Below are 24999 nucleotides of genomic sequence, written 5' to 3' on the forward strand. Positions count from 1 at the left end.
CCTGAAACCACGTTGCACAAGCCTTCCCTGCCTGAACGCGCCGCCCGCGGCGCGGGCCGCGCGTTCAGAACACCGTGCCGTCGCTGGTGATGGCAAACGGCGGCGCGCCGCCCGGCCGGCGCTTGGCGGCGATGCGCCGCCCCGCCGCCCAGGTGCCGCCTTCCAGCACGCGCGCCAGCGGAAACTGCGCTTCCTCCAGCCCCAGCGCCTGGCGCACGCAATCGGCCACCAGGTCCAGGCCGCTGACGGTCAGCGCGCGCCATTCGACGATGACGGGCTCATCGACCGCATGCGGTTCGGCGGCAAAGCCGGGGTCGCGCGGCACCATCAGCTCGAAGTCGTACAGCAGCCCGCCGTTGCGGTATTCGGGCAGGCCGGTCAGCGCGTCCAGGCCGGTCACGGTCAGGCCGGCGTCCTCGAGCGGCTCCAGCAGCGAATAGGTCAGCCACTGGGTCAGCTTGTGGAACGGCACCAGCCCGCCCGGCGCCGCCGGATGGCGCCAGCAGTCGCCCAGCGACACGCCCTCGACCACGATGCGCCCCGGCCACACCGGCCCGAGGCCCACCAGCAAGGTGCGCAGCAGGAAGCCGGCATCGAGCTGGCCGCCGACGGCGTGCGCCTTCAGGTAGTCATAGAGGTTGCCCAGCCGCGCCGGCCGGCCGAACAGCGCCGGGGTCGCGTCCATCACCTCGCCCAGCCGGCGCAGCAGCCCGGCGCGGCCTTCCAGCCCCACCAGCGGGTTGTGCTGCGCGACCTGGAAGGCATGGGCAATGCTGTCGGCATCGATGCGCTGCAGGCGCTCGGCATCGGCGCGCAGCGGGTCGCCCGGCGCCGCGGAGAAGCCGCCGCGCGCGAACAGGTCGAAGCTGGCCGCGCCCAGGCCTTCCGAACGCGTCAGCACCAGGTCGCTGGCCGGATCGCGGTAGCGCCATTCCGGCCCGGCGCCCGCATCCAGCAGCACGCTGGGGATCACCAGGTCGATGCCGATGCGGGCGCGCTCCTCGCGGTGTTCGGGCCCGCTCAGCGCGGCGCGCTCGCACAGCACCTGCCAGCGGTCCGTGCGCTGGTCGCCCGCGCCGCTTTCGAAATGGCGCCAGCGGCTGTGATACGGCACCTGCAGGTCCGGATAGCGCAGCCGGATAGTGCTGGCGACGTAATCGGCAATCGCATGCACGCGGTCCGGGTGCCAGGTGAAAAGTTCGGACGCGCCGCTGGCCACGTGTTCGGTGACCGCCGCGCAATGGGTGCGCACCGCCTCGGCGCACAGCAGCGCCGCCGCGGGATGCCCTTCGGGCACCGGACTCAGCCAGCCGTTGCCATGGCGCTCGTTGCCGGCACTGTCCTCGGGATACCTCGTCATTCGTTCAACCCCCTGCCCTTTGCCAGGGCCAGTTCGTTCGCATCCGGCGGCGTGTAGTGCGTGAAGTAGCCGGCGGCCACCTTGGCGTCGATCTCGACACGGGCGTCGGCGGGGATCAGCCCCTCGGGGATCGCCACCTGCTCGACCACCTCGATGCCCTGCGCCACCAGCGCGCCATGCTTCATGTTGCTCATCGACGCCCAGCGGTCGATGCGGCGGATGCCCAGCCAATGGAACACATCCGGCATCAGCTCCTGGAAACGCATGTCCTGCACGCCCGCCACGCATTCGGTACGGGCAAAATAAGTCTCGGCGCGGTCGCCGCCAACCTGGCGCTTGCGGGCGTTGTAGACCAGGAACTTGGTCACCTCGCCCAGCGCGCGTCCCTCCTTGCGGTTGTAGACCACCAGCCCGACGCCGCCCTGCTGCGCCATCTCGATGCACACCTCGATGCCGTGTGCCAGGTACGGCCGGCAGGTACAGATGTCTGACCCGAACACATCCGATCCGTTGCATTCATCGTGCACGCGGCAGGCCACGCGGGTCTCGGGCTTGCCCAGCTGGCTGACATCGCCGAAGAAATACAGCGTCATGCCGCCGATCGGCGGCAAGAATACCTTCAGGTCCGGCCGCGTCACCAGTTCCGGGAACATGCCGCCGGTCTGCTCGAACAGGCTGCGGCGCAGCACGCTTTCCTTGATGCCGAAGCGGGCCGCCATGCCGGGCAGGTACCACACCGGGTCGACCGCCGCCTTGGTCACGCGCACGTCGCCATTGGCATGCAACAGGTCGCCGTCGGGCTTGAGCCGGCCCGCGGCGATGGCCGAAAGCAGTTCCGGCATGTTGATGTGCGCACGGGTCACCGCGATGGTCGGGCGGATATCGACGCCGGCGGCGATGCGGTCGGCGAAGACGCTGGAAACCAGGTGCCCCCATGGGTCGAGCGAGACGATCTTGTCCGGGTCGCCCCATTGCGGATGCGGGCCGATGGCTTCGGCGGGTGCGGTATCGGTCAGGTCGGGACGATGGTCGCGCTGCAGCGTGCCGGAGGCGACCGCGAGGGCGCGGTAGATGGCGTAGGCGCCGGCGTGGGTGCCGATCACATTGCGCTGCGCCGGATTGCCCAGGCTGGCGATCACCGGTCCGCGCTGCGCCGCCGTGGGGGCGCCCCAGTGGATCGGCTCGGCCGGCTTGTCGCGGCGCGCGTGCGAAGTCAGGACGATATGGTCGGACATGACACCCTCGGTTCCCGATGGAATCCTGACCAAGCGGTCAGGTTTACGATTCCATACTAGGCAACCTTTGTGCCATCGCCCAATGCCCGTTTACGCCAGTGTGGCACCAGTGTGTGTGGCGCCCAACGCAAGTCCGCGGCAGCGCCATGCACGCCCGGCGTGCCGACGGCACCACGCCGGCGGGTTGCGTGCACCACACGGATGCCGCGGGCGGCCATGCCATGCGCGCAGCAGCCGCGTGGTGCCGTGCGGCGATGGTTGCAAGGGTTACATGGTCGGGCGGCGCGCCGAGCCCGGGCCAGACTCGCCGGCCGCGTCACCGCGGCCGCCCAGCAGCGCCCGCAGTGCCGCGAACGGCTGCGCGCTTTCGACGAAGCGGTAGAACAAGGCGCCCGCCACATTGCTCAGCGCCCAGGCCGCCGCCATGCCCAGAGCGTTCAGCACCGGCTGGCCCGGTGCCAGATGCGACACCAGCGCATTGACCACCAGGCACACCGGGAAATGGACCAGGAACACGGAATAGGAAATGCGCCCGAAGTAGCCCACCACGCGCGCCCGCGGCCAGCGCTCCAGCCATTCGCCGCGGCGCGCCAGCGCCAGCAGCAGCGCGGTGGCCAGCGCCACGGCAATGCGCAGCCGGAAGTCCAGCGCCAGCGCGCCCAGCGCCACCGCGCCGAGCAGCGCCAGCGGCAGCAGCGGCCGGCCGGGCGCCGATGCCCAGTAGGCCAGCGCGCCCATGCCATAGGCACCGAAGAAGTACACCGCCCAGATATCCCACGCGGCATCGCGGTTGAACCAGAACAGCGACGCCACGGCCGCCAGCGCCACCAGGCCGATGCTGACCGCCACGCCCGCCGGCGCCCTGCCGCGCGACACCGCGCGCGCGCCCCACAGCGTGCCCAGCAGCAGCGCGAACAACTGCAGGTCGATGGCCACGTACCAGACCCCGGCCGACAACGCGTCGACGTCGACGATGTCATGGAGCAGCGTCAGGTGCGCGAGCAACTGTGCCAGCGTGGGCGACGCCGGGATCGAGTCGTGCGTCATCCAGTGCCGGGCCACGGCGGCACCGGCAATGCTGAGCAGGATCGCCGCGGCAAACGGCACCACCAGTTTCTGGTAGCGGCGCCACAGCAGCGACAGCGGGTGCTGGCGGATCTCCAGCCGACCGTTAGGCGCCAGGCTGCGCGCCGCCAGGAAGCCGCTGATTACCAGGAACACCTGCACCGCGATGCGGGCGTAGTCATAGAGCCAGTCCACCAGCCCCGGCGCCAGCCGGTACGCGGCATCGGACATCGGTCCATAGAAGGCGAGGTGGTGCAGGACGATCAGTTGCGAACTGACGGCTTTCAGGGCGTCGATGCACGGCAGGCGCGACGGGCGGGAGCTCATTGTTATAGGGAGGATGCAAAGGCACGGAAGGCGCGATTCTACCTGTTGCACCACCACTCAATGTGGCGCAATGCATACATCCTGCGGATTGGTTACACAGTGGACCCGCTTGTTGCGAGTTCGACAGCCGCTGTACCGGCGCAGCGGCAGCTGGTGGGCGTCATTGGCACAGCGCCATCAGCGCGATCCACGCCTGGGCATGCGCCGGATCGAGCCACCCCGCCAGCGCCACCGCGCACACGACGGCGCCACCGAGTACCGACAGCCAGGCGGCGAGCGCGGTGGCGCCGGGCCGCCTCATGGCCGTGCCGGCGCCAGGCCGGTGCGGGCGATCTGGCGGTCGTCGATCGGCGAATGCAGCGCCGCGGCGACGATCCCCAGCGCCATGGCGCCGTACCAGACCGCGTCGTACGAGCGGCTCAGCTCAAACACCAGCCCGCCCAGCCACACGCCCAGGAAAGAGCCGAGTTGATGGCCCAGGAACACGAAGCCGAACAGCGTGGCGAGATAGCGCACGCCGAACACCTGGGCCAGGATGCCGTTGGTGAGCGGCACCGTGCCCAGCCACAGCAACCCCATCGCCGCGCTGAAGGCGTACAGCGTCGCCGGGCTCAGCGGCAGCAGCAGGAACAGCGCCATCGCCGCGGTGCGCGCGAGATAGATGCCGGCGAGCAGGTACTTCTTGCTGTGACGCCCGCCCAGCAGCCCGCACACATAGACGCCCGCCACATTGGCCAGCGCAATGATGGCGAGCGCCGCCATGCCGTCGGCCGCACGCATGCCGCGGTCCAGCAGATAGGCCGGCAGGTGGCTGGCGATGAAGGCCAGCTGGAAGCCGCACGCAAGAAAGCCCAGGTTGAGCAGCCAGAAGCCCGAATGGCCGAAGGCCTCGCGTAAGGCGGCGTTCAGCGGCTGGCCCACCGCCGCGTCCGGCGCGTGGCGCTCCGGCGCTGCCGTCGCGCCGCGGTCCTGGAATGGCAGCGCCAGTGGTGCCAGCACGGCCAGCACCACGGCAAGCAGCAGCAGCGCGCCCGCCCATCCCCTCCCGGCAAGCAGCGCCTGGGCGCCCGGCACCAGGACAAACTGGGCGATGCCGCCGACGGCGCCGGCCAGCCCCAGCGCGCGGCTGCGCTGCGCGGCCCCGGTCATCCGGCTGAGCGCGCCGTAGACCACGCCGAAGGTGGTCCCGGACAAGGCCACGCCGAGGCAAAGTCCCGCCGACCACACCAGCGCCGTCGACGTATGCGCCTGCGTCATCCCATAGAGCCCCGCGGCATACAGCGCCAGCCCGCCCGCCATCACCTTCCACGAGCCGTAGCGGTCGGCCAGCATGCCGGTGAAGGGCTGCGCCAGGCCCCAAGCCAGGTTCTGCACCGCCATGGCAAAGGCGAAGGTCTCGCGGGTCCAGCCGCGCTCGGCAATGATGGGCAGCATGAACAGCCCTTGCACATGGCGCACGCCCAGCGCCACCCCCATCAACACGCCACCCGCCAGCACCAGTACCCAGAGTTGCCGCCACCAGGGCGTGGCGCCCGAACCGGAATAGCGTGGCAAATGGATGGTCATGACAGCCCTCTTGTCGATCGATGGCGCCCGCAGCGCGATGGCTCTATTGCAAGCGACGGCAGGCCTTCCTTCAACCGATCTTTCGGTCGTCCTGCCATGCGCACCACGCATGGCAAGAATCTCCGGGATCGTGCTGTAATGAGGTCTCGCGCGTCTGCCTGGAGCTCGCTGCATGTCCACCCCGCTGGTTCGCCTGTTTTCGCTCGACCTGCTCAAGGGCTTCGTCGCCGTCGGCCGGCGCATGAGCATTACGCAGGCGGCGGACGACCTGTGCCTGACCCAGTCGGCGGTAAGCCGCCAGATCCATGCGCTGGAGGCGCAGCTGAAGGTGCAGCTGTTCGTGCGCAAGCATCGCGGCGTCGCCTTCACCGCCGAGGGCGAGCGCTTGTTCCGCAGCGCCGACAGCGCGTTGCAGCAGCTGCAGGACGTGGTGGCCGAGGTGCGCCGCAGCGAGGGCCGGCAGCCGGTCACCGTCACCGCCAGCATCGGCGTGACCGGCCTGTGGTTGCTGCCGCGGCTGGGCAGCCTGCAGAAAGCCCATCCGCACCTCGATGTGCGCCTGTCGGCCAGCAACCGTATCAGCGACCTGCGTGAAGAGGGGATCGACCTGGCGGTGCGCTATTGCCGCGACGCCGCGGCGCCGCCCGATGCCGTGCGCCTGTTCGGCGAGCACATCGCCCCGATCGCGCATCCGTCGCTGCTGGCCGCGCTCGCGCCGCACGGCGATGCGCTGCTGCAGCTGCCGCTGCTGGAATTCGACGATCCGCGCCCGTGGCTGCAATGGCGCAGCTGGCTGGCCGCGCGCGACCTGCGCCAGGCCAGCCAGCGCGGCATGCTTCGCTTCAACCAGTATGACCAGGTCATCCAGGCGGCGCTGGCAGGGCAAGGCGTCGCGCTGGGACGGCTGGAATTAGTGCGGCCGCTGGTCGACGGCGGGCAGCTGGCACTGGTGCCCACTGCGCGGCACGCGCCGCCAAGCCCGAACGCCTACTGGCTGATCCAGGCCGCCGCGCAGCCGCGCGCCGACGTCAAACGCGTGGCGCAGTGGATCTGCCAGGAAGCCGCGCGCACGGTCAAGACGCCCGCGCGCCCCGCAGCCAGCTGAACCGCAGCGGCCCGGCCCGGCGCGGTGGCGCTTCGATCCGGCACAGCGCCGGGCCCGCGCCGTGCAGCGCCGCGACAAATACCTCGGCATCCGCTTGCAGCCGATGGCGCTCGCCTGGTGCCAGCAACACATCGGGCGACGGCCGCCCCGGCACCTCGAAGGTGAGCCACAGGTTGCCGCCGCGGCAGACCAGTTCCGTGCCGGCGCGCAGCCGCAGGCCGAGGCATTCCGCTTCCAGGGAAAAAGTGCGTGACATGAAAGGCTCCGGTTAGGGCCCTTTCATTGTGCTGAGCGGCGTCGCACGCTGCCATGAGCAATGCGTCGGCCAGCCATCTGCCAGCGGCATGCGAGCCCCGCAGGGCTAGCGCTGCCCCGTGCGCGTCCCGGCCTGGGCCAGCGCCTCGCCGGGGGGCGCGACGTTGAGCGTCGGCAGCAGCAGCCCCATGCCCGCGAGGATGCGGTACTGGCTGGCCAGTTCGGTGTACTGGCCCGTCACATAGGCGGTGCGGGCGCTGAAGTACTCGTTCTCGGCATTGAGCAGGTCCAGCAGGCTGCGCTGCCCGATGCGGAATTGCCTGCCGTAGCTGAGCCGCGTGGCATCGCTTGCCTGCACATATTGCTGCAGGCTGGCCAGGCGGTCCTGCGCGGTACGGTTGGCGTTATACGCCAGCGACACGCTTTCCTGCACCTGCCGCCGCAGCCGTTGCAGGTTCTGCTCCGCTTCCTGGATCTGGAAGCCAGCCTCGCTGATGCGGGCCTTGTCGGCATTGCCGCGGAACACGTTATAGCGCACCCGCAGCATCACCCGGCGCTCGTCGGTGGTGCCCAGCACACGGTCGCGGTCGCGTGCCCCGCCCACCTCCAGTTCCAGCCTTGGCCACAAGGCCGAGCGCGCCTGCGCGCGTGCGGCCTCGGCCTCGGCGATATCGGCCTGGCCCGCACCCAGCGCAGGGTGGCTGGCACTGGCCACTTGCTGCGCCTCGCGCTCGGTCGCGGGCAGCACGGCAGCCAGCGATGCCGGGCGGGACAAGAACTGCGGCGTGGTCCCGACCACGCGCACGAACGCCGCCTCGGCATCCTGCAGCGCGCCTTGCTCCGCCCGCAGGCTGGCCTTGGCCAGGGCCAGCCGGCTCTCGGCCTGGTAGAGGTCGGCGCGGCGCAGTACGCCGTTGTCGGCGCCGAGCCGGATCTGGTCATGGATATGCTGGTGGGCCTCGAGATTGGCGATGCCGATCGCCACGGTTTCCTGCCGACGCAGGACCTCGACATAGACGCCGACGGTGCGCAGCGCGATGTCTTCGGCGGTAGCGCCGACCCGGTAGGCCGCGCCTTCGATCCGGGCGCCCTGGCGCTCGACATCGCTGCTCACGCCGAAACCGTCGAACAGCATCTGCGTGATGGTGACGTCGGCGGCATTGCGGCCATACGAGGCGTCCGACATCCCGGCCAAGCGGCTGCTCTGGCTGTCGAGCCGCACGCGCCCGGTGGCGCCGCCGATATCGATCCGCGGCAGGTAGCCGGCGCGCGCCTGCTTCAGCCCCTCGTCGGCAGCCAGCCGGCGGCTGCCAGCGGCCAGCACTTCGGGATTGCTGTGCACGGCCAGGTCGACCGCCTGGGGCAGCGCCTGGGCCGCCGCGAGCCGCGGCAGCGCCAGTGCCAGTGCCATCCACAGCAGCACGGGTGCCAGCCGGCACCATGTCGTCGTCATGCTTCCCCCTGCCGGGTACACCGCGCTCGTGCGCTGCACGCTCCGAGCGCGGTACCCTACCCGCTTATTATGGTTTTGATACTGCCGGCAGCGGTGCCGCCGTCCTGCCTTGCCGCTTGTTGCTGTCTCCCCTCTGCTGCCCTGTCCGGCCCTGCTGCCGGTGGCTGGCTCAAGCCGTATGGATGTTGCCGTTGCTCAGCAGCGTATTCAGGTCCAGCCCGACCACACCCTGCAGCACGGCGACATCCTGGAACGCAGTGGCGCTGCCGCCGCCGTCACGGTCCAGGCTGACCACGGTATTGCCATCGACCTCCGCCAGACGCACGAATTGCGCCACATTGGCGCTGGTCACGCTGACGCCCGACAGCAGTTCCGACAGGTCCAGCACGTCGCCGCCTGCCGACGCCGGCGCGAGGTCGAAGTCTGTGATCGTATCGACCGAAGCGGCCTCGGCGCGCAGGAAGCGGAAGCTGTCGCTGCCTGCGCCGCCGGCAAGCGTGTCCGATCCGGCGCCACCAGTGATCAGGTCGTCGCCCTCCCCACCTGTCAGCTGGTCATCGCCGGCGCCGCCACGGAGCACATCGTTGCCGGCCGAGCCGTTGATCGTGTCGTTGAAGGCCGACCCGATCACCCCCTCCATGCCCTTGTAGCTGTCCGTGCCCAGGCCGACGCTGCCAAGATTGACCGAGGTCGCGCTGCTGCTCTGCACCAGCGTGAAATCGATCGCGCCGGTGGCATCGGAGAAGTCCAGCAGGTCGATGCCCGCGCCGCCATCGACGGTGTCGTTGCCCGCGCCGCCGCGCAGGATGTCGTTGGCACTGCTGCCGGTCAGCGTGTCATTGAAGCGTGACCCGATCACGCCTTCCATATTGCTGTAGGTGTCGCTGCCAAGGCCCGCACCGGACAGGTTGACCACGGTGCTGCCTTGCATCAGCGAAAACGTCAGCCCGCTGCCGGCATCGGAAAGATCCAGCATATCGATGCCGTCGCCGCCGTCGAGCGTATCGTCTCCGGCGCCGCCTCGCAGCACGTCATCGCCCGCGCCGCCGCGCAATGTGTCACTCGCTGCGCCGCCGATGAAGACATCGCTGGCCGGGGCTCCGGTCAGCGCATCGTTGTTGCTGCCGCCGTCGAGGTATGAAGCCTGGTAAGTCTGGCTTGCCAGCGTCACCGATGCCGCGCCATTCGTCGACGAGACATTGACCGTCACGGTGGCCGTGCTGGTTCCGCCCGCGCCGTCGGAGACGGTATAGCTGAAGCCTCCCGCCGCCGCGTTGCTGGAGTCGAACATGATGTAGCTGTTATTGGTGCCGGGCGCGAACCGCAGGTTGCTGACGGCTCCGGTGGCCCCGGTGAGCGCGGTTATCGCAAGCGCCGAACCATCGACGTCGACGTCATTGGCGAGCAAGGCACTGACCGGTATCAGGATGCTGCCGGTGTTGTTCGAGACATAGACCACGTCCGCGGCCGCCACCGGCGCATCGTTGACAGGATGGATGGTGATCGCCACGGCATCGGTGTCGGTCGTCGCGCCGTCGCTGGTCTGCATCTGCAGCAAGGCCGTGCCGGCATAGTCCTTGTCGCCGGCAAACTGCAGGCCGTCCAGTGCGGCATGGATTGCCGCGTCGCTGCCGGTGAAGGTCATGGTGCCGTCCGCGCTGCCATCGCCGGCCAGGAACTGCAGTCCCGCCGTGCCGTTCAGCGTAATCGTGCCGCCGCTCGCCGTCAGCGTCACCGTGTGGCTGCTGCCGTCCACATCGAAGAAGCCGAGCGCATTGCCGGTGGCCGTGCCGAATACGAGCGGCCTGTCTTCATCGACCGACTGCAGCCCCGGCACGCTGTTGACGGCGGCATCGTTGGCGCCCACGACATTGACCTTGATTTCCTGGCTGGCGCTGAGGTCGGCGGAGTGCACGGTCAAAGATTCCATAACCTGCTGCCCGGCAGCCAGCGCATCAGCCTTGCTGTTATCCAGCGTATAGGTCCAGGCGCCGGTGGTGGTGTCGAACGTGAACGTGCCGTACTGCCCTACCAGGCTGTCCGGCGGCACCGGGGCGAAGTAGGCCTCGCCGGTATCGACATCGCTGACGGTCAGCGTGCCGCTGGCCGAGGCGTCGCCTGCCGTCGCGTTGGCCACGCCACCCGCTTCAGTCACCGCCGTGTCTTCGCTCGCGGACGCGGTGATGGTCGCCGCGTCGTTTGTGCCCGTGATATTGACCGTGATGGTTTGCTGCGCGGTCTGGTCGGCTGACCACACCGTCAGCGCGTCGCTGGCCTGCTGCCCGGCCGTCAGCGCATCGGCCTTGCTGTTGTCGAGCGTATAAGTCCACGCGCCGGTGGTGGTGTTGAACGTGAACGTGCCATATTGCCCGACCAGGCTGTCCGGCGGCACGGCGGCAAAGTAGGCCTCGCCGGTATCGACATCGCTGACGGTCAGCGTGCCGCTGGCCGAGGCATCGCCTGCCGTGGCGTTGCCCACGCCCCCCGCTTCTGTCGCCGCCGTGTCTTCGCTCGTCGATGCCGTGATGGTTGCCGTATCGTTTGCACCGGTGATATTGACCGTGATGGTGTGTTGCGCGGTCTGGTCGGCAGAAGACACCACCAGCGCATCGCTGACCTGTTGCCCGGCAGTCAGCGCATCGGCCTTGCTGTTGTCCAGTGTATAAGTCCAGGCGCCGGTGGCGCTGTCGAACGTGAAGGTGCCGTACTGCCCGGCCAGGCTGTCCAGCGCCACCGCGGCAAAGTGCGCTTCGCCGGTGTCGACATCGTTCACCGTCAGCGTACCGCTGGCCGTGTTGTCTCCCGCAAGCGCGTTCGCCACACCGCCGTTCTCGGTCACCGCCGTATCTTCGCTCGCCGACGCGGTGATGGTCGCCGCATCGTTGGCGCCGTCGATCCGGATGCTCAGCGTCGATGCCGCCGAGGCCTGGCCATCCGTCACGCTATAGCCGAACGACTCATCGAGATGGTCGCCGAGGCGCAGCGACTGCACCAGCGGATTGCCGTTGTCCAGGGTGTAGCTGTAGCTGCCGTCGGCGTTGATCTGCAGCGTGCCGTACTGGCCGGCATAGGTGCCGGGACTGGCCACGGCCAGCACATTGCCGGCATCGACGTCGCTGTCATTGGCGAGCACGTTGCCGGTAACCGGGTTCGGATGGTTGTCTTCGCCGATGGCGTTGGCATCGGCCGCGGCGGTAGGGGCATGGTTGTCGTAGCCGGCAAAATCGGATTTGGTCAGGTCGTGCAGGCCGTCCAGGCGAATCACCATTTCGGCCGTGGCGGGATTGCCGTCGACATCGACGTAGACATAGGTGTTGCCGCCCGATTGCTGGTACCAGGCGCCATGGGCGGTCGGCGTCAGGCCGCCCCACTGGAAGCCGGTGTCGCCCAGCACCGGGCGCAGATCCAGGCGATCGGTGCCGCGCTGGAAGTCGGCGATGACATCCATGCCGGCCGCGGTGGAATCGGAGACAGCGTTGTAGAGGAAGGTGTCGCGGCCGCTGCCGCCGCCCAGCGTGTCGCCGCCGCCCCCGCCGGCGATGGTGTCGTTGCCGCCTTCGCCGTAGACAGTGTCCCGGCCATTGCCGCCGGCGATGATGTCGTCGCCGCCGACGACGGCGCCGTCGCCGTTGTCGCCAAAGATCAGGTCATCGCCGTTGCCGCCCTGGATGCGGTCATTGCCCGGCTGCGCCGATTCATGTCCGCGCCCGCGCAGGTAGTCGGCATGGCTGTCGTAGCCGTCGCCATACAGCGTATCGCCGCCGTTGTCGCCGGCGTAGAGCGTCGACGCACCGTCGGCGCTGCCAATCACGTCGTCGCCGCTGCCGCCATAGACCGCGTCGGTGCCGTTGCCGCCGGACAGGCTGTCGTTGCCGCGCCCGCCGAACACACGGTCCTTGCCGTTGGCGCCCAGCAGCGTGTCGTTGCCATCGCCGCCCTCGACGATATCGTCGCCATTGCCGGCATCGACATAGTCGCTGCCATCGCCCGCGCTGACATAGTCGTTGCCGTTGCCGCTCAGAATGGTGTCGCTGCTTGCGGTGCCGATGAGGCTGTCGCTGCCGTTGGTGCCAGTCACGGTTGCCATGGTGGTTCTCTCTCCGTCCTGAATGCAGGCCTCGCGGCCATGCCTTGCCTGTTATCGTTGCAAAAAGGCTCGCGTGCGAGCGCGGTCCCTACCGTTCACGGAACGCCATGTCCCGGGTCTTGATGATGGGCTTGAGCAGGTAATGGAGCACCGTCTTCTGGCCCGTCAGTACATCCACCGTGGCAACCATGCCGGGCAGGATCGGCACCTGCACCGCGCTTCCTGCCGGTCGGTTGTCGCGGGTGCGCACGCGCACCAGGTAGTAGCTCTCGGGGCGCTCGCCGGGGCGCTCCGGCGTGAGCGTATCGGCGCTGATATGTTCGACGGTGCCGGCAAAGCCGCCATAGATGGAGAAGTCGTAGGCCGACAGCTTGACCACGGCGGGCTGCCCCGGCCGCAGGAAGGCGATGTCGGCCGGCCGCACGCGTGCCTCGACCAGCAGCGTGTCTTCCAGCGGCACGATTTCCACCAGGTCCATGCCCGGCTGGACCACGCCACCCACGGTGTTGATCTTGAGCTGCTTGACGATCCCGGCCAGCGGCGCGCGCACCAGGGTGCGATCGACGCGGTCCTGCAAGGCGGTGTTGGTCGCGCTCAGCGCTGCCTGCTCGGCCCTGGCCTGGTTGAGTTCGCGCATGGCCTCGGCGCGGAAATGCGCGCTCGCCTCGTCGAGCTTCTGCTGGCTCTCGCGATAGGCCGCCTCCAGGCGCGGCATCGCCAGCCGCGACGCGTCGAGCTCGCCCTTGAGGTCATTGGTCTGCCGCTCCAGCCGCAGCACATCGACATCGGAAACCACGCCCTGCGCCACCATCGGCCGCATCATCGCCAGCTCCTGCGCCACCAGGCGGTGGCTCTGCCGCAATTGCTGCTCGCGCGAGCGCTTTTCGGCCAGCTCCTGCCGGCGCTGCTCCGACTGCTGGCGCAGCACGGCCAGGTTCGCTTCCAGCGCGTGCTTGCGCGAGGCGAACAGCGAGCGTTCCTCGGCCACGAAACGGCGCGTATCGCCGTCGCCGCCCGCACTGGCGACGAAGTCGGTGCCGGCGGCCTCGGCGCTCAGGCGCGCGATGCGTGCCACCAGCGCATCGTCCTTGGTGCGGCCTTCCTGGTACGAGGCGGTAAAGCGCGTATCGTCGATGCGCATCAGCGGCTGGTCCTTGCTCACGACCTGCCCGGGTCGCACCATGATCTGCGCCACGATCCCGCCTTCCAGGTTCTGCACCACCTGCACCTGGCTCGACGGAATCACCTTGCCCTCGCCCACCGTCACTTCATCGACCCGCGCCAGCGCCGCCCAGGCCAGCGCCACGACGGCAAAGCCCGCGGCGCACCACAGGATCCAGTGCGCGAACCAGCGTGGCCGCGACAGCGCCGCCGCGTCGCGCGCATCCATGAAGGCGGTATCGTCGGCGTGCGGCCGCAGGGCGGCGGCCAGGCGGCGCGCAAGGGTACGGGGCTCAGGCCGAGGCGACATGGAGCTTTCTCCCCGCGAGCGCGTTCAGCACCTCGGCCTTGGGCCCGTCCGCGACGATGCGGCCCTGGTCCATCACGATCAGGCGATCGACCAGGCTCAGCAGCGAGCCGCGGTGGGTCACCAGCAACAGCGTGCGCTCGCCCAGCGCTGCCGCGAGCCGCGCCTTGAACTGCTCCTCGGTGCGGTTGTCCATGGCACTGCTGGGCTCGTCGAGCAGCAGCAGCGGCGGCTGCAACAGCTCCGCGCGCGCGATCGCGATGGCCTGCCGCTGTCCACCCGACAGCCCCTCGCCGCGCTCGCCCAGGCGCAGGTCATAGCCCTCGGGCAGGCGCTCGATGAAATCGCTGACACCGCCCAGGCGCGCGGCGCGCAGCACGGCGGCATCGTCGGCGTAAGGCGCGCCCATCACGATGTTGTCGCGCACGGTGCCGCTGAACAACATCACGTCCTGCGGCACATGGCCGATGCCGCGCCGCAGCGCCGCCGGGTCGAGCTGGCGCACCTCGGCACCGTCGATCAGCACCGCGCCGGCATCGGGCGGATACAGGCCCAGGATCAGCTTTTCGATGGTGGTCTTGCCCGAGCCGATGCGGCCGATCAGCCCGACCCGCTCGCCGCTGGCAATGCGGAATGACACACCGTCGAGCGCGGCACCGTCGCGGCCGGGATAGCGGAAGCTGACCGAGCGGAATTCGATCTCGCCGCGCAACGGCGGGCGGTGCAGGAAGTGCTTGCCGGGCGGGCGCTCGACCGGCAGCGCCATGGTCCGGTCGAGGGCGGCCAGCGCGGTGCGGGCCTGGTGATAGCGCGTGGTCAGTCCGGCCATCTGCGACAGCGGCGCCAGCGCACGCCCGGCCAGGATGGTGCAGGCGATCAGGCCGCCCATGGTGAGGCGGTCGTCGGCAATCTGGTAGACGCCCATCACGACCACGGCCAGCGTGGCGGCCTGCTGCGCGAACAGCGCAGCGTTGATGACGCACGCCGACAACCAGCGCGAGCGCAGCGCCAGCCTGGCCATCTGCCCGACCACCTGCTCCCATTGTCGCTGCGCGACCCCTTCCGCACCCGTGGTCTTGATGGTCTCCAGCCCCACCAACGTCTCCACCAGCGCTGCCTGCCGCTGTGCCGCGCAGGCACTGCTGGCCCGCACCGCGCGCGACAGCGGTCCCTGCAGCGCCAGGCTGAGGCCAAGCACCAGCGGCACCGTCAGCAGCGGCACCCACGCGAGCGGGCCGCCCACCCAGAACATCGCGGCGATGAAGACCGCGGCAAACGGCAGGTCGACCAGCGTGGTGATGGTGGCGGAGGTCAGGAAATCGCGCACCGATTCGAATTCCTGCAACTGGCTGCTGAGACTGCCGACCGAGGCGGGTCGTGAGCGCATCTCGATGCCAAGCACTTTCTCGAACACCGTGGCGGACACCGTCACGTCGATGCGCTTGCCGGCCACGTCGACAAAGTAGCCGCGCAGCATGCGCATGGCGAGCTCGAACAGCAGCACCAGGCCGACGCCCACGGCAAGCGCCCACAGGGTCTCCAGCGCATGGTTCGGCACCACGCGGTCATAGACGTTCATGGTGAAGAGCGGCATCACCAGCGCAAACAGGCTCAGCAGCAAGGAAGCCACCAACACCTCGCCATAGACCGGCCAGCACTGCCGCATCACGCCCCAGAACCATGCCTGCGGCGCGAGATCGGGCACGGCATCGATGGCAGCCCGGGCGGCATCCGAACGGTACGCGGGCCGGGCGAAGATGGCGTGTCCGGTGTAGCGCGCCAGCAGGTCTTCGCCGCGCACGGCCTGTTCGCCGTCACCGAACTCGGGCAGCACCACCACCAGCATGCCGTCATCGGCGCGGCGCACCAGAATGCAGGCCTCGCCCTGTTCCAGCAGCAGTATCGCGGGCAGCACGCGGTCGGGGATCTCGTCGGGCTTGCGTCGTACCAGCCGCGCGCAGAGGCCGGCGCGCGCCGCGGCACGCGCGCACAACGCGGGGGTAAGGCGATGGCCCTCCAGAGGCAGCCCTGCGACCAGGGCCTCGGCCGAGGCCGGCTGGTGGAAGTACCGGGCCAGCCAGAGCAGGCAGTCCAGCAGCGCATCATCGGGACGCGCGTCGCCGCGCAGACCCGGAACGGCATCCCGGATCTCGCGCGCATGCGTGGCGGCTGCGTGCATGGCACAGGTCCCGGCGTTACCGCGACGGCGGACCAGACCGCTGCCGGCCGATGGCGCCTGCCGCCATCGTCGTGCGCCCGCGATTGCTTGCTGCCATGGTGCCCCCGTCCCGTTGCCATGTCGTTTTTTGCAAGCGTAGGTGAGCCCGACACCGGCGCCCATCGGCCGGATGGCGCAACCGGCGCTTCCAATGCCCGCGCGAGCCTCATCCGTTTGGCGTTTCACCAATGCAACCGGTGCGGGGAGCCGGGGCCTACCCTGGGAATTTGCTTATGACGACAATATCCTTCGCCCCGCGCGCTCTGGGGTATACCCTAGCGTCTTCGCCGGATTACCGGCTGCTTTCCAGTTTCCCCCGCATGACCGCTTTCGCCTTGCCTGCCCAGACCACCCGCCTTTCCCGCGCCCGCCGCCCGCTCGCGGCAATCCTGCTCGCCGCCGGCGCCGCCGCCATGCTGGCCCCGGCCGCGGCACGCGCCCAGAGCCCGGTGCTCGACAAGATCCGCGACGCCGGCACCATCGTGCTGGGCTACCGTGAGTCCGCGCTGCCGTTCTCGTTTGCCGACGACAAGGGCCAGCCGGCCGGCTATGCCGTCGACCTGTGCCTGCGCGCGGCCGAGGCGGCGCGCCAGAAGCTGGGCCTGAAGGACCTGAAGGTGCGCTGGATGCCGCTGACGCCGCAGAACCGCATTCCGGCGGTGGTGAACGGGCTGGTCGACCTGGATTGCGCCCCCAACACCAACTCGCTCGAGCGCCAGAAGCAGGTTGCGTTCAGCGTCTCGCACTATGTGTCGACGGTGCGCATGCTGGTGCGGGCGGACTCGGGCGTCCGCTCGTTCGGCGACCTGCGCGGCAAGACCGCGGTCACCAGCGCGGGCTCGACCGGCGACCGCCACGTGCGCCGCTTCAAGGGCCAGTACGGCTATCACGACGTCTACGCCAAGGACCACGGCGAATCGTTCCTGCTGCTGGAATCGGGCCGCGCCCAGGCCTTCGTGATGGACGACGTGCTGCTGGCCGGGCTGCGCGCGCGCGCCAAGGACCCCTCTCAATACGTCATCGTCGGCCCGGCGCTGTCGGTCGAGCAGAATGCACTGATGCTGTCGAAGGCCGATCCGGAATGGAAGCGCCTGGTCGACCAGACCCTGGCCACGACCTTCGCCGGCCCCGAGGTCAAGGCGCTGCAGCAGCGCTGGTTCCAGCAGCCCATCGGCAGCCGCGGCATCAACCTGGCGCTGGCGCCTTCGGGCGAGGTACGCGCGGCCTGGAAGCATCCGTCCGACGCGGTCACCGAATAAGGCATGCCGGCGGCACCATGCGCAATCGCGCTGGCGCCGCAATTCAGGGTTTCCATGAGGTTGCCGCGCCGGGCAAGCCCCAAGTTGACAGTCATGAATGATGTTGGCGACACTGGCCCGAGCCATCCCTGTACCGGGCAGGCCATAGACACGACCGCCCGACGGCGGCATATCTCAGGAGAAACCATGAACAAGTTCGTCGCGACCGCGATCGCACTCTGCCTTGGCGCCGCTTCGCTGGCCGTGCAGGCACAGACTGGCGGCAAGCAGCAGTTCGATCCGCATACCCAGGGTGCCAAGTCGGGCGAGAAGTTCGACCCGTACAGCCAGGGCGCCAAGGCCGGCGACAAGTTCGACCCGTACAGCCAGGGCGCGAACAAGAGCACCCGCACCAACCTGACCGACCCTGCCGCGCCGGCCGCCGACAAGAAACCGGCCAAGCAAGGCACCAAGAAAAAGAACAACAAGAGCAGCAAGAAGAAAGCCACCCCCGCTCCGGCCGCCAGCTGAACCACGGCTGCCGCCGGATACAGGAAAACCCGCCACGGCGGGTTTTTTTGCGCCCTCGCGGGCGAGGTGGCCATGGCGCCGGCTACGGCGCCTGCGTGTCGCGCTCCAGCGCGGTGACATCGACGCGCTGCACCTTGTCGTCCTGGCGCACCTCGGTGCGCAGCACGAAGGCCTCGGCCGGGCAGTACCAGTCGGTGACGTGCATCACGGTGGGCTCGACCTGCACCAGTTCGCCACCGATCATCAGCGGTCCCAGCGAGGTGCGCTTGTCGTAGGAAATCGGCTGGCATTCCTTGCGCCCCATCAGGGTGTCGATCATCTGCAGCCTGCCCACGTGGCGCGAGCCGATATGGATGGTGGCACGCTGTGCGTCCATGGTGCTGACCGCTTCATCGGAGCCCAGCGGATAGACCTTCAGCGAGACACTGGAGCGGAACACTTCGCCATCCAGCGTGGTGCCTTCGCGCAGGTCCAGGCCGGCGTAGTTGAACACCCCCTTGCCGCGGAACGCCGCCTCGCCATACATGCGGGCATAGCGGGCGCGCGCGTTGATGACCGCATGCTGGCTTTCGATGCTGGTCTGCGCCTCGGGCGCACTGCGCTCGATCACCACCTCGTGGACCTGGTTGGTGATCACCGGCGGCCCCATCAGCGCCGACAGCGCCGACTTGGAATTGACCTCGAGCTGGGCGCGGCACCCGGTCGGGCTGCGCTTTACATCGCGCAGGGTCATGCGGATCGACATCGGCATCACGCCGTCGCCTTCCATCTGTACATGGGAGCCGGAGCGGAACCACGGCGCATTGCACAGCACCGCCGCGGCGGCCGCCTGTGCCTGGCTGGCCGCCGCCTGGGCGATGCCGCCGGTGCCGGGCAGCACCGCCATCCCCTGCGCGCTGGCGGGTGGCGCGGATAGCCCGACCCCAAGCGCCACGAAGGCTGCCGCGCACGCCACCAGGCCGGCCTGCGGGTTTTGCTGAACCTCTGTCTTCACATCGATCCCCGTTCTGGATTGTCCCGCGCGCATTCAGTGCCCGCCTGGCTGGCAACTGACTGGCTATCGGAATTATCGCGTTTTTGTTGCGCGTGTAACTGGTCATTTCACGCCGGCGCCGGTCTAACGGACATGCCGACAAGGATGCCGGGGCCAAACCAGGCGTTCACCTGGCAGCATATGCTTTATACACCGCATCTGTCGTATAACCGGCGCTGCCGGCACTTCCGGGACCCGTCCGGAGTGACTTGGTCGCCGTGCTACCATTGCGCGCCTCGCGTATTCCAGCGGTTGTGGCGTTCCGGGCGCCTGGCGGTCGCGGCGTGCCTGCGGCGCGCCCACGCGGATGTTCTCGCGCGCTGTCCACCGCCAGACCCGGCTCTGCGTTGTGATGGCTTCCCCGTCGCCGCGCGTCGCCCGAGACCTGGTTCGCCGCGCTTTTCCAGGAGATCCATGCGTAGTTCATCGACCTCGCGGTTTGTCGCCGCGCCGTCCATCGGAGCCACCGCAAGTACCGTCATGCTGGTTGGCCTGCTGATCCTGCTGGTGTGGTTCGGTACCCTGGACATGCGCCACCTGCTGCGCTCCGATGAAGGCCGCTACGCCGAGATTGCCCGCGAGATGGTCGCCACCGGCGACTGGGTCACGATCCGCTACCACGAACTCAAGTATTTCGAGAAACCGCCCTTCCACATGTGGGTGACGGCGCTGGCCTACACCCTGTTTGGCATAGGCGACTGGCAGGCGCGCCTGTGCGTAGCGTTGTCCGGCATGCTGGGCATCGGCGTGTCGATGCTGGCCGCGGCCCGCTGGTACGGCTGCCGCGTGGCGATGCTGACCGGGCTGGTGCTGGTGTCGACGCCGATGTGGAATGTCGCCGGGCACTTCAATTCGCTCGACATGACGCTGTCCGGGGCCATGGCGTGCGTGCTCGCCTGCATGCTGCTGGCCCAGCATCCCGCGGCCACGCCGGCCGCGCGGCGCAACTGGATGCTGGCGTGCTGGGCAGCGATGGGGGTGGCGGTGCTGGTCAAGGGACTGGTCGGCCTGGCCTTGCCCGGGCTGGTGCTGGGGGTCTATACGCTGGCGACGCGCGACTGGAAGCTGTGGGGTCGCCTGCATCTGCTGGCCGGCATCGCGGTGCTGCTCGCGGTCACGGTGCCGTGGTTCTGGCTGGTGTCCGAACGCAACCCGGAGTTCCTGCGCTTCTTCTTTATCCACGAGCACTGGCAGCGCTACACCTCCAGCGTGCACCACCGCGAGGGCGCGCTCTGGTTCTTCGTGCCGCTGCTGCTGGGCGGCTTCCTGCCGTGGCTGGGCCTGGTGCCGCAGATGTGGCAGGCGGTGCGCGAGCGCGCCGGGGTGGCGCGCGGCAATGCGCCGCGCCCGTTCCAGCCGGCGCTGCTGGCCGGGCTGTGGGCGGTGGCGATCTTCGTCTTCTTCAGCCTGTCCGGCTCCAAGCTGCCGGGCTATATCGTGCCGATCTTCCCGGCGCTGGCGCTGCTCGCCGGCGTGGCGCTGGATACCACCACGGAACGCGCGTGGCGCTGGCAGGTCAATGCCATGGTTGCGCTCGGCGTGATCGGGCTGATCGCGATCCCGTTCGTCGGCATGATGGAAAAGCCGGGCACGCCCAATGCGGTGTATCGTGAATTCGCGGAATGGCTCGCGATCGCCTTTGCCGTGATGCTGGGCGGCGCGCTGCTGGCTCGCCGTCTGTTGCGCACGCACGGCGTATTCCCCAGCGTGGTGGCCTATGCGCTGGCCATGTTCCTCTGCGCCACGGTCGGGCTGCGCGCCCACGAAGTGATGGGCCGGCCGAGCTCCGGCGCGGACCTGGTGCCCGCCATCAGCGCCGTGCTGGCGCCCGACATGCCGCTGTACAGCGTGCGGCTGCTGGACCACACGCTGCCGTTTTACCTGCGCCGCACCACGATCCTGGTCGAGCATCCGGACGAACTGGAATTCGGCATCAGACAGGAACCGCAGAAGTGGATCCCCAGCGTCGACCAGTTCCTCGCGCGCTGGCAGGACGGCCAGCGCGCGGTGGCGATCATGGCGCCGCAGACCTACGCCGCACTGGCCGCGCGCGGCGTGCCGATGCACAAGATCGCCGGCGACCGCCGGCGCGTGGCGGTCGCCAATTTCGCCCTGCCCGGACAGCCAGCACAGACGCAAGCACCGTAATCCCCAACCGCCTTGCCATGACGCTTTCCACCTTTGCTTTCATCCTGACCGGCGTGCTGCTCAATGCGGCGGCGCAGCTGCTGCTCAAGGCCGGCGTCAACGCCGTCGGCGCGATCACGCTGGATCGCGGCACGCTGCTGGTGACGGCGCTGCGCGTGCTGACGCAATGGCCGGTGCTGGCCGGGCTCACGCTGTACGTGGTCAGCGTGGGCGTCTGGATCGTGGGCCTGTCGCGCGTCGATGTGTCGATCGCCTATCCGATGCTGTCGCTGGGCTACGTAGTCAATGCGCTCGCGGCCTGGTGGCTGTTCGGCGAGATCATCGGCCCCTTGCGCGTGGCCGGCATCCTGCTGATACTGGCGGGCGTCTTCCTGATCGCCCGCTCCTGAAGGCTGCCCGCGCGCCTTCGCCTGGCCTGACCGCCGCTGCCTCCTTCGCCTGCCATGACCGCTTCCGCTCCCGCCTTCCTGCCGTTCGTGCGGCCCGAGATCGACGCCGCCGCCATTGCCGAGGTCGGCAAGGTGCTGGCCTCGGGCTGGATCACCTCCGGACCGAAGATGCAGGCCTTCGAGGCCGCGCTGTCCGACCTGTTCGGCGGGCGCCCGGTGCGCACCTTCGCCAACGGCTCGGCAACCATGGAAATCGCGCTGCGCATCGCCGATATCGGCCCCGGCGATGAAGTCATCACCACGCCAATCACCTGGGTCGCCACCGCCAACGTGGTGGTGGCCGTGGGGGCGAAACCGGTGTTCGTCGACATCGACCCGCGCACGCGCAACCTCGACCTCGACGCGGTCGAGGCCGCCATCACGCCGCGCACGCGCGCCATCATGCCGGTCTACCTGTCAGGCCTGCCGGTCGACATGGAACGTTTGTACGCGATCGCCGCCAGGCACGGGCTGCGCGTGATCGAAGACGCGGCCCAGGCGATCGACTCGCGCTGGCGCGGCCAGCGCATCGGCGCCTTCGGCGACCTGGTCAGCTTCAGCTTCCAGGCCAACAAGAACATCACCACCATCGAAGGCGGCTGCCTGGTGATGAACACGCCCGAGGAAGCCGTGCGCGCCGAGCGCCTGCGGTTGCAGGGCGTGATCCGCACCGGCCTGGACGGCATGGATGTCGAGGAGCCGGGCGGCAAGTTCAACCTGACCGATGTCAACGCCGCGGTCGGCCTGGCCCAGCTGCAGCGGCTCGACGCCATCACCGCGCGCCGCGCCGAACTGGCCGACACCTATTTCCGCTGCGCCGCCGACAGCGGCCTGCAGGCCCTCGGCATCAAGCTGCCGCAGGCGCTGGACCCGCACGCGGCCACCACCAACTGGCACATGTTCCAGGTGGTGCTGCCGACCGAGCGCATGCAGGGCGGGCCGGCGCAGGCGCGGCAGAAACTCATGGAAGCCATGCGCGAGCGCGGCATCGGCACCGGCGTGCACTACCCGCCGGTCCATCTTTTCACTTACTACCGCTCACTCGGCTGGCGCGAAGGCATGCTGCCGCACGCCGAGCGCATCGGGCGCGGCATCGTCACGCTGCCGCTGTTCCCGGCGATGCAAGCCTCGGACGTGGAGCGGGTCTGCGCAATCCTCAGCGAAACATGCAAACGTCTTTCCCAATGAGCCCGGTCCAGGTCTCGGTCGTCATTCCGGTCTACAACGAAGAAGAGGGGCTGCAAGCCCTGTTCGATCGCCTCTATCCGGCGCTGGATGGCCTCGGCGAAAGCTACGAGATCATCTTCATCAACGACGGCAGCGTCGACCGCTCGGCGCAGCTGCTGGCGGCGCAGTTCCACAAGCGCCCGGACGTGACCCGGGTGGTGCTGTTCAATGGCAACTTCGGCCAGCACATGGCGATCCTGGCCGGCTTCGAGCACACCCGCGGCAAGATCGTGATCACGCTCGACGCCGACCTGCAGAATCCCCCCGAGGAAATCCCGCGCCTGGTCGAGACCATGCGCGCCGGCCACGACTACGTCGGCACCATCCGCCGCCAGCGCAACGACACCGCGTTCCGCCGCTATGCCTCGCGCGCGATGAACCGGCTGCGCGAGCGCATCACCAGGATCCGCATGACAGACCAGGGCTGCATGCTGCGCGCCTATGACCGCACCGTGATCGACACCATCAACGCGTGCCGCGAGGTCAATACCTTCATCCCGGCGCTGGCCTACACCTTTGCCTCGAACCCGGTCGAGATCGAAGTCAGCCACGAGCAGCGCCACGCGGGGGAGTCCAAGTACTCGCTGTACCAGCTGATCCGCCTGAACTTCGACCTGGTGACCGGCTTCTCGATCGTGCCGCTGCAGTGGTTCTCGGCCATCGGCACCTTGCTGTCGCTGCTGTCGGGGGTGCTGTTCGTGGTGCTGCTGGTGCGGCGCTTCGTGCTGGGCTCCGAAGTGCAGGGGTTGTTCACGCTGTTCGCCATGAACTTCTTCCTGATCGGCATCCTGCTGTTCGGCGTGGGCCTGCTGGGCGAATACGTCGGCCGCATCTACCAGGAAGTGCGCGACCGCCCGCGCTACCGCATCAAGGCCATACTCGAGGCCGACCCGGCCCGCACCGTGGAGCCGTGATGCGCGCCGTCGTCTTTGCCTACCACAATGTCGGCGAGCGCTGCCTGCGCGTGCTGCATGCGCGCGGCGTGGAGGTGGCGCTGGTGATCACCCACCGCGACCGGCCCGACGAGAACATCTGGTTCCGCCGCGTGGCCGACACCGCCGCCGAGCTGGGCGTGCCGTTCCTCTATGGCGAGGACCCGGCCGATCCCGCCATCGCACAGGCCGTGCGCGACGCGCGCCCGGATGTCATCTTCTCGTTCTACTATCGCGCCATGATCCCCGCCGGCGTGCTGGCGCTGGCACCGGGCGGCGCGTTCAACATGCACGGCTCGCTGCTGCCGAAGTACCGCGGCCGCGTGCCGGTCAACTGGGCGGTGCTGCACGGCGAAACCGAGACCGGCGCCACGCTGCACGTGATGGAAGCCAGGCCCGACGCGGGCGATATCGTCGACCAGACCGCCGTGCCGATCCTGCCCGACGATACCGCCGGCGAAGTATTCGACAAGGTCACCGTGGCGGCCGAGCAGACGCTGTGGCGCGCCCTGCCCGCGATGATGGCGGGACAGACGCCGCGCCGCCCGAACCGGCTCGCCGAAGGCAGCTACTACTCCGGGCGCAAGCCCGAGGACGGCCGCATCGACTGGAACCGATCCGCCGCCGAGGTCTATAACCTGATCCGCGCGGTCGCACCGCCCTACCCCGGCGCGTTCACGGAAGTTGGCGGGCAGCGCTTCATCGTGGCGCAGGCGCGCCGGCCGCTGCCGGATGCCGCGCGGCCGCTGCCTGACGCTGCATCAGGCGGCACGGCAACCGGCCTGCAGGTGCGGGACGGCCAGGTCGTCGGCGTATGCGGCGACGGCGGCCTGGTCATCGTCACGCAGCTATTGGCACCGGACGGGACGGCCGTCACGCCGCAGGCGCTTGCCCCGCATCTCCATACCGAACAGTCCAACGAGGGAAACCGATGAAAAAGGTCCTGATTCTCGGCGTCAACGGCTTCATCGGCCACCACCTGACGCGCCGCATCCTGGAAACCACGCCGTGGGAGGTCTACGGCATGGACATGAACACGGACCGCCTCGGCGACCTCGTCGACCACCCGCGCATGCACTTCTTCGAGGGCGACATCACCATCAACCGCGAGTGGATCGAGTACAACATCCGCAAGTGCGACGTGGTGCTGCCGCTGGTCGCCATCGCCACCCCGGCCACCTACGTGCGCCAGCCGCTGCGCGTGTTCGAGCTGGACTTCGAGGCCAACCTGCCGATCGTGCGCGCCGCGGTCAAGTACCGCAAGCACCTGGTCTTCCCGTCGACTTCCGAGGTCTACGGCATGTGCGGTGATGAGGAATTCGA

Annotated in this window: 20 protein-coding genes; 9 read left to right on the forward strand and 11 right to left on the reverse strand. The window is 68.9% G+C overall.

Annotation, left to right across the window (positions count from 1 at the left end; all coding sequences use genetic code 11):
* Positions 1-64 precede the first annotated feature (64 nt).
* The 5 genes from MKD38_RS17055 to MKD38_RS17075 form a co-directional block, all read right to left on the reverse strand.
* On the reverse strand, positions 65-1360 hold the full coding sequence (locus tag MKD38_RS17055) for a URC4/urg3 family protein (protein ID WP_252678471.1): 1296 nt from the start codon (positions 1358-1360) through the stop codon (positions 65-67).
* Positions 1357-2595 (reverse strand): GTP cyclohydrolase II, encoded by a 1239-nt coding sequence (locus tag MKD38_RS17060; protein WP_252678473.1) that lies wholly within the window; start codon positions 2593-2595, stop codon positions 1357-1359. The genes MKD38_RS17055 and MKD38_RS17060 overlap by 4 nt, the downstream gene beginning before the upstream one ends.
* 267 nt (positions 2596-2862) lie before the next feature.
* Positions 2863-3987 carry an acyltransferase family protein gene (locus MKD38_RS17065; protein ID WP_252678475.1) on the reverse strand — a complete coding sequence of 375 codons (1125 nt, stop codon included), beginning with the start codon at positions 3985-3987 and terminating at the stop codon, positions 2863-2865.
* A gap of 160 nt (positions 3988-4147) precedes the next feature.
* Positions 4148-4288 carry a hypothetical protein gene (locus MKD38_RS17070; RefSeq protein WP_252678477.1) on the reverse strand — a complete coding sequence of 47 codons (141 nt, stop codon included), beginning with the start codon at positions 4286-4288 and terminating at the stop codon, positions 4148-4150.
* Positions 4285-5553, reverse strand: coding sequence for an MFS transporter (locus tag MKD38_RS17075; RefSeq protein WP_252678479.1), 1269 nt, complete (start codon positions 5551-5553; stop codon positions 4285-4287). Before MKD38_RS17075 ends, MKD38_RS17070 begins: the two co-directional genes overlap by 4 nt.
* A 172-nt stretch (positions 5554-5725) precedes the next feature.
* On the opposite strand from MKD38_RS17075, the gene MKD38_RS17080 reads away from it, so the two are divergent.
* A complete protein-coding gene (locus MKD38_RS17080; protein WP_252678481.1) occupies positions 5726-6658 on the forward strand; it encodes a LysR substrate-binding domain-containing protein in 933 nt (310 codons plus the stop codon).
* Here MKD38_RS17080 and MKD38_RS17085 read toward each other — a convergent pair.
* The 5 genes from MKD38_RS17085 to MKD38_RS17105 all read right to left on the reverse strand — a co-directional run bounded on the left by MKD38_RS17085 (position 6627) and on the right by MKD38_RS17105 (position 16100).
* Positions 6627-6914: a DUF2917 domain-containing protein gene (locus MKD38_RS17085; RefSeq protein ID WP_111517273.1), complete on the reverse strand. Its 288-nt coding sequence runs from the start codon at positions 6912-6914 to the stop codon at positions 6627-6629. The two genes, MKD38_RS17080 and MKD38_RS17085, sit on opposite strands and share 32 nt — an antisense overlap.
* Positions 6915-7019: 105 nt before the next feature.
* Entirely contained in the window at positions 7020-8366 is a 1347-nt protein-coding gene (locus MKD38_RS17090; protein WP_252678483.1) for a TolC family outer membrane protein, read from the reverse strand.
* A gap of 169 nt (positions 8367-8535) precedes the next feature.
* Positions 8536-12453: a beta strand repeat-containing protein gene (locus MKD38_RS17095; RefSeq protein WP_252678485.1), complete on the reverse strand. Its 3918-nt coding sequence runs from the start codon at positions 12451-12453 to the stop codon at positions 8536-8538.
* Between the two features lie 88 nt (positions 12454-12541).
* Positions 12542-13924 (reverse strand): HlyD family type I secretion periplasmic adaptor subunit, encoded by a 1383-nt coding sequence (locus tag MKD38_RS17100; protein ID WP_252678487.1) that lies wholly within the window; start codon positions 13922-13924, stop codon positions 12542-12544.
* Positions 13908-16100, reverse strand: a complete 2193-nt coding sequence (locus MKD38_RS17105; RefSeq protein ID WP_252678489.1) for a type I secretion system permease/ATPase — start codon at positions 16098-16100, stop codon at positions 13908-13910. Before MKD38_RS17105 ends, MKD38_RS17100 begins: the two co-directional genes overlap by 17 nt.
* A gap of 359 nt (positions 16101-16459) precedes the next feature.
* Here MKD38_RS17105 and MKD38_RS17110 point away from each other — a divergent pair, with 359 nt between their 5' ends.
* Both MKD38_RS17110 and MKD38_RS17115 read left to right on the forward strand, forming a co-directional pair.
* On the forward strand, positions 16460-17398 hold the full coding sequence (locus MKD38_RS17110; RefSeq protein WP_252678491.1) for an amino acid ABC transporter substrate-binding protein: 939 nt from the start codon (positions 16460-16462) through the stop codon (positions 17396-17398).
* Between the two features lie 186 nt (positions 17399-17584).
* The gene (locus tag MKD38_RS17115) at positions 17585-17908 is read left to right on the forward strand and encodes an amino acid ABC transporter permease (protein ID WP_252678492.1); all 324 of its coding nucleotides are present in this window, start codon (positions 17585-17587) and stop codon (positions 17906-17908) included.
* Between the two features lie 82 nt (positions 17909-17990).
* Here MKD38_RS17115 and MKD38_RS17120 read toward each other — a convergent pair whose 3' ends face one another.
* Entirely contained in the window at positions 17991-18902 is a 912-nt protein-coding gene (locus tag MKD38_RS17120; RefSeq protein WP_252678493.1) for a hypothetical protein, read from the reverse strand.
* A 453-nt stretch (positions 18903-19355) separates the two neighbouring features.
* Here MKD38_RS17120 and MKD38_RS17125 point away from each other — a divergent pair, with 453 nt between their 5' ends.
* From MKD38_RS17125 to MKD38_RS17150, 6 genes are all read left to right on the forward strand, one after another.
* Positions 19356-21089: a glycosyltransferase family 39 protein gene (locus MKD38_RS17125; RefSeq protein WP_252678494.1), complete on the forward strand. Its 1734-nt coding sequence runs from the start codon at positions 19356-19358 to the stop codon at positions 21087-21089.
* Positions 21090-21106: 17 nt separating this feature from the next.
* The gene (locus MKD38_RS17130) at positions 21107-21478 is read left to right on the forward strand and encodes a DMT family transporter (protein ID WP_012356262.1); all 372 of its coding nucleotides are present in this window, start codon (positions 21107-21109) and stop codon (positions 21476-21478) included.
* 54 nt (positions 21479-21532) lie between these two features.
* Positions 21533-22705 carry a DegT/DnrJ/EryC1/StrS family aminotransferase gene (locus MKD38_RS17135; protein WP_252678495.1) on the forward strand — a complete coding sequence of 391 codons (1173 nt, stop codon included), beginning with the start codon at positions 21533-21535 and terminating at the stop codon, positions 22703-22705.
* A complete protein-coding gene (locus MKD38_RS17140; RefSeq protein WP_252678496.1) occupies positions 22684-23658 on the forward strand; it encodes a glycosyltransferase in 975 nt (324 codons plus the stop codon). The genes MKD38_RS17135 and MKD38_RS17140 overlap by 22 nt, the downstream gene beginning before the upstream one ends.
* A complete protein-coding gene (locus tag MKD38_RS17145; protein WP_252678497.1) occupies positions 23658-24611 on the forward strand; it encodes a formyltransferase in 954 nt (317 codons plus the stop codon). The genes MKD38_RS17140 and MKD38_RS17145 overlap by 1 nt, the downstream gene beginning before the upstream one ends.
* Positions 24608-24999, forward strand: a 392-nt coding sequence (locus MKD38_RS17150; protein WP_252678498.1) for an NAD-dependent epimerase/dehydratase family protein, incomplete at its 3' end; no start/stop codon positions are given. The genes MKD38_RS17145 and MKD38_RS17150, both read left to right, overlap by 4 nt.

The organism is Cupriavidus sp. WGlv3 (genome assembly GCF_023952475.1).
Lineage (GTDB): Bacteria > Pseudomonadota > Gammaproteobacteria > Burkholderiales > Burkholderiaceae > Cupriavidus > Cupriavidus phytorum.

Excerpts from the sequence above, each read along its gene's own strand:
- MKD38_RS17085 (WP_111517273.1), bottom strand. The coding sequence starts at position 6,914 with ATGTCACGCACTTTTTCCCTGGAAGCGGAATGCCTCGGCCTGCGGCTG.
- MKD38_RS17095 (WP_252678485.1), bottom strand. The coding sequence starts at position 12,453 with ATGGCAACCGTGACTGGCACCAACGGCAGCGACAGCCTCATCGGCACC.
- MKD38_RS17100 (WP_252678487.1), bottom strand. The coding sequence starts at position 13,924 with ATGTCGCCTCGGCCTGAGCCCCGTACCCTTGCGCGCCGCCTGGCCGCC.
- MKD38_RS17130 (WP_012356262.1), top strand. The coding sequence starts at position 21,107 with ATGACGCTTTCCACCTTTGCTTTCATCCTGACCGGCGTGCTGCTCAAT.
- MKD38_RS17090 (WP_252678483.1), bottom strand. The coding sequence starts at position 8,366 with ATGACGACGACATGGTGCCGGCTGGCACCCGTGCTGCTGTGGATGGCA.
- MKD38_RS17075 (WP_252678479.1), bottom strand. The coding sequence starts at position 5,553 with ATGACCATCCATTTGCCACGCTATTCCGGTTCGGGCGCCACGCCCTGG.
- MKD38_RS17105 (WP_252678489.1), bottom strand. The coding sequence starts at position 16,100 with ATGCACGCAGCCGCCACGCATGCGCGCGAGATCCGGGATGCCGTTCCG.
- MKD38_RS17110 (WP_252678491.1), top strand. The coding sequence starts at position 16,460 with ATGACCGCTTTCGCCTTGCCTGCCCAGACCACCCGCCTTTCCCGCGCC.
- MKD38_RS17135 (WP_252678495.1), top strand. The coding sequence starts at position 21,533 with ATGACCGCTTCCGCTCCCGCCTTCCTGCCGTTCGTGCGGCCCGAGATC.
- MKD38_RS17070 (WP_252678477.1), bottom strand. The coding sequence starts at position 4,288 with ATGAGGCGGCCCGGCGCCACCGCGCTCGCCGCCTGGCTGTCGGTACTC.
- MKD38_RS17145 (WP_252678497.1), top strand. The coding sequence starts at position 23,658 with ATGCGCGCCGTCGTCTTTGCCTACCACAATGTCGGCGAGCGCTGCCTG.
- MKD38_RS17055 (WP_252678471.1), bottom strand. The coding sequence starts at position 1,360 with ATGACGAGGTATCCCGAGGACAGTGCCGGCAACGAGCGCCATGGCAAC.
- MKD38_RS17065 (WP_252678475.1), bottom strand. The coding sequence starts at position 3,987 with ATGAGCTCCCGCCCGTCGCGCCTGCCGTGCATCGACGCCCTGAAAGCC.
- MKD38_RS17080 (WP_252678481.1), top strand. The coding sequence starts at position 5,726 with ATGTCCACCCCGCTGGTTCGCCTGTTTTCGCTCGACCTGCTCAAGGGC.
- MKD38_RS17115 (WP_252678492.1), top strand. The coding sequence starts at position 17,585 with ATGAACAAGTTCGTCGCGACCGCGATCGCACTCTGCCTTGGCGCCGCT.
- MKD38_RS17125 (WP_252678494.1), top strand. The coding sequence starts at position 19,356 with ATGCGTAGTTCATCGACCTCGCGGTTTGTCGCCGCGCCGTCCATCGGA.
- MKD38_RS17140 (WP_252678496.1), top strand. The coding sequence starts at position 22,684 with ATGCAAACGTCTTTCCCAATGAGCCCGGTCCAGGTCTCGGTCGTCATT.
- MKD38_RS17060 (WP_252678473.1), bottom strand. The coding sequence starts at position 2,595 with ATGTCCGACCATATCGTCCTGACTTCGCACGCGCGCCGCGACAAGCCG.